Annotated in this window: 7 protein-coding genes and 4 tRNA genes; 5 read left to right on the top strand and 6 right to left on the bottom strand. The window is 49.5% G+C overall.

All coding sequences use genetic code 11. The annotated features are described in order from the left end of the window. Window positions 1-147 precede the first annotated feature (147 nt). The 5 genes from BKN38_RS02200 to BKN38_RS11635 all read left to right on the top strand — a co-directional run bounded on the left by BKN38_RS02200 (window position 148) and on the right by BKN38_RS11635 (window position 4,389). On the top strand, window positions 148-870 hold the full coding sequence (locus BKN38_RS02200; protein WP_066454563.1) for an RluA family pseudouridine synthase: 723 nt from the start codon (window positions 148-150) through the stop codon (window positions 868-870). Continuing rightward, window positions 830-1,708 (top strand): hypothetical protein, encoded by an 879-nt coding sequence (locus BKN38_RS02205; protein ID WP_066454490.1) that lies wholly within the window; start codon window positions 830-832, stop codon window positions 1,706-1,708. The genes BKN38_RS02200 and BKN38_RS02205 overlap by 41 nt, the downstream gene beginning before the upstream one ends. Beyond that, window positions 1,683-2,036, top strand: coding sequence for a hypothetical protein (locus BKN38_RS02210; RefSeq protein ID WP_066454486.1), 354 nt, complete (start codon window positions 1,683-1,685; stop codon window positions 2,034-2,036). The genes BKN38_RS02205 and BKN38_RS02210 overlap by 26 nt, the downstream gene beginning before the upstream one ends. A gap of 270 nt (window positions 2,037-2,306) precedes the next feature. Further along, window positions 2,307-3,176 (top strand): prolipoprotein diacylglyceryl transferase, encoded by an 870-nt coding sequence (lgt, locus tag BKN38_RS02215; RefSeq protein ID WP_066454562.1) that lies wholly within the window; start codon window positions 2,307-2,309, stop codon window positions 3,174-3,176. Between the two features lie 25 nt (window positions 3,177-3,201). Beyond that, a complete protein-coding gene (locus BKN38_RS11635; RefSeq protein WP_233713094.1) occupies window positions 3,202-4,389 on the top strand; it encodes a multidrug efflux SMR transporter in 1,188 nt (395 codons plus the stop codon). A gap of 7 nt (window positions 4,390-4,396) precedes the next feature. Here the strand turns inward: BKN38_RS11635 and BKN38_RS02225 are convergent, their stop codons facing one another. The 6 genes from BKN38_RS02225 to BKN38_RS11415 form a co-directional block, all read right to left on the bottom strand. Continuing rightward, window positions 4,397-5,929 carry a glycosyltransferase family 9 protein gene (locus tag BKN38_RS02225; protein ID WP_066454479.1) on the bottom strand — a complete coding sequence of 511 codons (1,533 nt, stop codon included), beginning with the start codon at window positions 5,927-5,929 and terminating at the stop codon, window positions 4,397-4,399. 41 nt (window positions 5,930-5,970) lie between these two features. Then, window positions 5,971-6,047: transfer RNA gene (locus BKN38_RS02230), tRNA-Arg, on the bottom strand. Between the two features lie 69 nt (window positions 6,048-6,116). Next, window positions 6,117-6,193, bottom strand: a tRNA-Arg gene (locus BKN38_RS02235). Between the two features lie 6 nt (window positions 6,194-6,199). Further along, window positions 6,200-6,276 (bottom strand) — tRNA-His (locus BKN38_RS02240). A gap of 25 nt (window positions 6,277-6,301) precedes the next feature. Beyond that, a tRNA-Pro gene (locus tag BKN38_RS02245) sits at window positions 6,302-6,379 on the bottom strand. Between the two features lie 144 nt (window positions 6,380-6,523). Further along, a partial coding sequence (locus BKN38_RS11415; RefSeq protein ID WP_218117785.1) for a hypothetical protein occupies window positions 6,524-6,767 on the bottom strand: 244 nt, incomplete at its 5' end.

Here is a 6,767-nt window from a genome sequence, read left to right on the forward strand (position 1 = left end):
AAAGCAAACAAGCCCGCCAAAACAAGCAAACCTGCCACGACAAAAAAACCCGCTACAGCAAAAAAATATAGCGCGCCCACCAGCACAAACGCCACGCACCACGCCGCGCAAAAATCCACGCCAAACGCGCAAATATCAAGCGCCAAAATGGAAAAAGCCTACAAACTCCTAAGTATCAAAGAAGGCATTTCACATGGCAGAGCAAAAGCGCTTATCGACCAAGGGCTAGTCAGCTGCAATGGCAAAAAGCTGACCCTCGCGCGCACGCTGCTACCGCTTAGCGCAACCTTTAGCGTGCAAGAAATCGCGCCCGTGCAGATTCTCTATGAAAAGGGCGATATTTTGGCGGTGAATAAGCCTGCATTTATGGAGAGCTATGCGCTAGAGGTGCGCTTTGAGGGCTATGAGCTAGCACACAGACTAGACAAAGAGACGAGTGGCGTGCTGCTGCTTGGCAGGCGCGGGAGTGCGTTTATCAAAGAGGCGCACGCGGCGTTTAAACAAAAAAAGGCGCGCAAAGTGTATTACGCGCTTGTCAGCGGGATGGTCGCGGATGAGATGACTATCGATGCGCCGCTTCTCACGCGCAAAGGGCAGAGCGCCAAAACAAAGGTGCATAAAGATGGGCTAAGCGCTATCACGCACATCAAGCCAAAATCTATTGTGGGCAAAAAAACGCTGCTAGAGGTGCGCATCGAGACAGGGCGCACGCACCAGATACGCGCACATCTAGCGCATATCGGCTGCCCGATTTTGGGCGATGCGCTCTATGGCAAAGCGGATGCGCGGCGGCTGATGCTGCATGCGTATAGTTTGGAGATTTTGGGGCATGCCTTCAGCGCGCCGCTGCCTAGAGAATTCACCCTTTAGCGCGCTAGAATCCCGCTTGGCGCGCGTTCGCGAGGCATTCGCAGAATCTAGTCAAGATGAGATATACGCGCTTTTGTGGGAGATAGGGAGCAATGCGCTAAAATATGGCGCGGGCGTGGAAATGGATTCTTTGGGGTTGGCGGATTCTGCGCGACTTTTGGATTCTGCGCCAAAAACAAGTGCTGGCAAATTTACCAAATCCAAAGCAGAATCTAACCAAGCAAGCCAGCTAAAAATAACGCTTCATATACCAAATATTTTGGCGCAAACTTCACCAGCGCCAAACACAACCCCCGCACCAAACCCGCACGCGCAGAATCTAAATTCGCAGAATCCAAATTCGCAAAAGCCGCTTTGGCAGAATCCAAATTCGCAAAATCCGCGCATCGCACCAAATCAAGATTCACCAAATCCAAACTCGCCAAATCAAGACTCGCAGAATCCACTTTTGCCAAATCCACCTTTTGTAGAAATTATTTTTTTATATTTCACGCCCGCCAGATTCTGCGATTTTCACGCACCAAGCGCACCACGCCAAACCACAAGCCATACGCCACAAAAAAACACACACGCCAAGCCACAAGCCACGCACGCCACGCACCGCGCCGCGCCCCCCTGCCCTATGCTTCACGCGCATGATTTAGCCACGCTTCACGCGCCCCGCCCCATAAGCGCGCTAGATTCTCATCACAATGGCTTGGGAAGCAAGGTCATCAGGCATTTTGAAACGATTTTTTGCTATGATACGCCAAAAGTTTTTATCCACTCACCCACCAAGCGCGCCCTGCGCGTGCGTATCAAAGGAGCCTATCTTGCATGTAAGCATCGCAAATCGTGATGATATTTTGTATATTTGCTGCGATGGCAGGGTGAAGACTTATGAGGATTATCTGGAGTTCGCAGATAGGCTAGATAGCGCGATAAAAGAGCATATCGATGTGGCGGAGGATGCGCGTAAGTTTAGCAAATGGAAAATCATGCTGCTTGATGCCTATCCTTTCAACACCTACGCACTAGGGCATCTGCTGCGCCTAAAGCTTCACAATGGCTATGATTTCGCGCTCTCAATCGATAACTATCGCTTGCTTAGCCTGCTAGAATCTGTCGAGTTTCACACGATTTTTGAGCTGGGTATCGAGCATGACCCGCGCTCATACAAGGCATAGGCGAGACACAAGCGAGACAGGGGCAAAACACAAGCGAGACAAGGGCGAGACATGGACGAAGGTGTATAAGGAGAATGTTTTATGAATGATTTGAGTGAGAAAACAGGGGGCGATTTGAGCGCACATTTTGTAAATTTGAGCGAGAATCTAAATGAAAAATTTGGCAAGAATCTGGCGCGAAATCTAAACGAGAATCTAAACGAAAATCTAAACGCGCCGCTTGCAAATTTGAGCGAGAATCTAAGCCAAAATCCAAATGCAAATTTTAGCATCCCCGCTGAAGCACCAGCCCTAAGTGCTTGGAACACGATTTATGAGCAGTTTGACCCAGTGGCGTTTAGCGTGGCTGGATTCCCGGTGCATTGGTATGGCATCGCGTATGTGTGCGCGCTGGTGCTGGCACTTTTCATCGCGCGCTTTTTCATCGCGCGCCATCCTAAGCGCTTTGCTATCGAGCCTAGCGTGCTTGATAGCTATTTTGTGTGGGCGGAGATTGGCGTGATTTTGGGTGCGCGCATAGGATATATACTCATCTATGACCCATCGAGATTTTGGTATCTGGCGCATCCTTGGGAGATTTTCAGCCCATTTGATAGCAGCGGCGAGTTTGTCGGCATCCGCGGTATGAGCTTCCATGGCGGCGTGGTGGGCTTTTTGCTGGCGTCTTTTATCTTTGTCAGAGTCAAAAAGATGCGCCTTTTGCCGCTTATGGATTTGGTGGCGATAAGCGTGCCGCTAGCGTATGTGTTTGGGCGCATTGGAAACTTTTTGAACCAAGAGCTTTTTGGCAGGGTCGTGCCAGCTACGGATGCGCTGGGGCAGAAAATCGGCATCATGGTGTATGGCGTGCTGCGCTATCCTAGCCAGCTTTTGGAGGCGTTTTTGGAGGGGATAGTGGTGTTTGTCATTGTCGCACTTTGCGCGCGCGTGCGGGTGCTGGATAATGCGCTCATCGGCGTGTATGCGATAGGCTATGGGATGATGCGCTTTGTGGCGGAGTATTGGCGCGAGCCGGATGCGCAAATGGGGCTTTTTGGCGGGTTTAGCATGGGGCAGATTCTCTGTGCGCTTATGATAATCGCGGGCGCGTATATCGTCGCCACGCAGGTTAAACGCAATGTGGCGCAGGCTGGCAAATAAGCAGAGATTGGCAAAAGGGCATGGCATGAGCGATACAAAGAATGCAGATTCTAAAAACGCGGAATCTAAAATCATGGGATGTGGCGCAGAATCTAAAATCGCAGAATCTAGCGCGGATTTTGGAAAAATAGATTCTCGCGCCAAATCCGCCAGCGCCGCCAAAAAAGCGCGCATTTTTGCATGGATTTTTTTGCTATGCGCGATTATCACCGAGGTGCTAGGCTCTAGCTTTTTGAAGCTTGCCCTTGATATGAAGTTTGGCTTTTTGGTGACAGCGCTTTTCATTTGCATCTCATACTACTTCATCGCGCTTGCGATAAAGCACATCAGTGTCAGCGTGGCGTATGCGATGTGGGAAGTGCTTGGCGTGGTGTTTATCGTCATCATCGGGCTTGCGTGTTTTGATGAGCAGATTTCTGGCATGCAGTTTGTGGGGATAGGTCTAGCGATGAGTGGGATAATCCTAATAAACATCGGCGAAGTGCCACTTGAAGAATGCACTGGCGCGGAATCTAGCTTGGAATCTAGCGCCAAATTTAGCTTGGAATCTGATGCAAAATCTGACATAGATTCTGGCGCAAAATCTCACGCAGTGGATTCTAGGATTTTAGATTCTCGCGTTTTAGATTCTCGCGCAGAATCCGCCCAAAGCCACGCTACAAAATCTCGCCAAACTCACTCTAAGCCCGCCACGCAAAACTCCACCAAAACCGCCCCACAAAAATCCATCTTGCAAAACTCCACCAAAGCCCGCCCAAAAAACCTCGCGATACTTTTCGCCATCGCGCTAATCGCACTAGCACTTGTAGCCCTCATCGCATTTATAGGCTTTGGCGCAGATTCTGGCACAGGCTTTGACATAGCCGATTTTAGCCAAATAAACACAGAGCGTTTGGGCGTATTTGTAGGACTCGCGCTTGTTTTTGGCGCGGCATTGCTAGATGTCATCGCCAATCTCTTGCTAAAAGCCTCGCAAGGATTCTCCAAATGGGCGTATGGCGTGGGCGCGATTTTGGTGGTCGTGGTGGCGTTTTACCTGCTGATGTGCGCGCTTAGGTTCATGGAGCTAGCGATCGCGTATTCGAGCTGGGGGGCGATAGGCATCATTGGGACGATAATCGGCGGGCGCGTGTTTTTTGGCGAGCGGCTCAACGCCATAGGCTACATCGGCGTAAGCCTAGTCATCACCGCCGTCGTGCTACTGCATATTTAAACAGAATCTACAACCCAAAGTTTAGCGCTTTTGTGCCAAGCTCGCTTAGGCAAGTTTGCTCGAGTAGCTCTAGCGTGCGATGTATCGCGGCGTCTTCTTCGCTTTGGCTTATGGATATCGTGGGCGTGTGGAGCACCACATAGCGCGCATCCGGCGTGCCCCAGCGCCTCGTGTCGCCCTCTGAAACAAGCGCGATGGTTGGGACATAGAGATTGCTCGCCATATGCAAAGTGCCTGTGCTTGGGCTTATCACGCAGCTCATCTGCTCGATGAGCGCGCCAAGATGATGCAGGCTGCTGTCGTTTGGATAGATGATGATGCGGTTTTTTAGCGGCGTGCGCGGATTTTTGTTTGGCGCGTCATTTGGCGTATCGCTGTTGTTGTTTGCGCCATTGCCCGCATCATAGGATTCTAGCGATTTCACAAACTCATCATGCACCTTCTCATAAGTCGCCACCACCGGGATGAAGCAGCCTTTTTGGCTTATTTTATCTATGAGCTTTAGCCAGCCATTTGGCGTTAGGTTTTTATCCGCTGTCAAGCAAAAGGGATTGGCAAGCACTAGGAATTTTGGCTGATTTTGCGCTGGTGAGATGATTTGCGAAGTAGTTTGCGCTGTGGCGTGCGAAATAGCTTGCGTGGTTTTGGTTTGCATGGCTTGTGTATTGGCTAGCGTCGCATCTGCTGGCGCGATGTTTGGCAGACTCGCAGAATCTGCATGCGCGCTTTGCTTTGGCATTTGATTGGTTTTGATATTTTGGTGCGTGTGGGGCGCGGATTTGGCAAACGCGGATTTTACAAATCTAGCGAAAAAGCGTGGCATGCTGTAGCTTGTCGCGCTTTTTTGTGCGCGCATAAGGCACACTGCTAGGTCTCTAAAATCGCGCGCCTTTTGGCTGAAAAATCCGAAGTTTTGGTGGTTTGCAAGCGCGCCAGAATCTAAAATCCCCTTTTCCACAAACTTTTTTCCCAAAAACTCTTTACTTAAAAACTCCGCGATACGCGCGCGATGCTCCTCTGTGATGACCATCTTTGCTTGCGTAAAATCTAGCGTGCCTATCATGCTATCAAAGCGCCTTTTATCGATGCGGCGCAAGAACAAAAGCGAGCTATCCTTATACGATAATGAGCGATAGATGAAAGTAGGGATGGTCTTAAAACGCGGCCTTAGCAAGCTATAAACCTTAGTGTGCGTGATGATGCAGCGCGCGTTGGTGGATTCTAGGACTTTGAGTTGGTATCGCTTGCAGCCCCCAGAGATGAGAAAATCGCAATGACAAGAATTGATAAGTTTGACATTTCTCTCATCATCGAGCTTTTCAGCCAGCAAAAATAGCTCATCATAAAACCCAAACCCCTCCAAAAGCCGCGCTATCGTAGCATTGGCAAGCACCACCAAATGGCACTCAAAAATATTTTTTATCACAAATAGTGTATCTAGCGCGATGATATTATCGCCTAGTCCTTTGGAGCGATCGGAGGCCAAAAAGATAATTTTCAAGGGATTTTTGCGTGTGATGTGTGTGCTAGAATCTTGCATATTTTCCTCAAAACCTATAGCTTAAAATGCCTAGACACAGCTGGCGCGCCCAAGAGGATTCGAACCTCTGACCTACGGCTTAGAAGGCCGTTGCTCTATCCAGCTGAGCTATGAGCGCAAAAACCAAAGAATCTAAAAGGCGCAAAGCCAAGCCTAAATGCAAGCCAAGCCTAGAAAAGGGCATAAATGGTACGCCCGAAGGGAGTCGAACCCCTAACCCCCAGATCCGAAGTCTGGTGCTCTATCCAATTGAGCTACGAACGCGTAAAATGGGGTGGGTGATGGGGCTCGAACCCACGACCCTCAGTGCCACAAACTGATGCTCTAACCAACTGAGCTACACCCACCAAAAATAAAAAGCAGAATCTAAAATGGTCGGGGCGAAAGGATTCGAACCTTCGGCCCCTTGGTCCCAAACCAAGTACTCTAACCAGACTGAGCTACGCCCCGATGCCGTGATGAAGACATTTGCGATGTGTGTGAAGCTTTAAGTTTGCTTTATCGACTTTGCCGATTCTCATCTTGTCATCTTTATCGATACTGCTTTGACTGCTCTATCTATCGCCTTCAATGCCTTTATCGATGCCCGACATTTTAGAAACTGCGATTATATCCAAAGCCTTGCCAAAATGTCAAGAAAATATTTTGTTTGTTGTGCGCGTTTGCGTTTGTGTGAACAATGTGACAAGGTAGTCTATTTTTAGATTCTGGTTCTTTGGTCGCCAAACTTTTGCGTTTATCTTTGTCTATCGTCGCCAGCTTCTTGCAGGGGGACAGGGGGCTTAAATTGCTAAAGAAGCTAACGCTTTGGCAAGACCGCCCCCTAGTCCCCCTGCAC

Source organism: Helicobacter sp. CLO-3, from assembly GCF_001854545.1.
GTDB lineage: Bacteria > Campylobacterota > Campylobacteria > Campylobacterales > Helicobacteraceae > Helicobacter_B.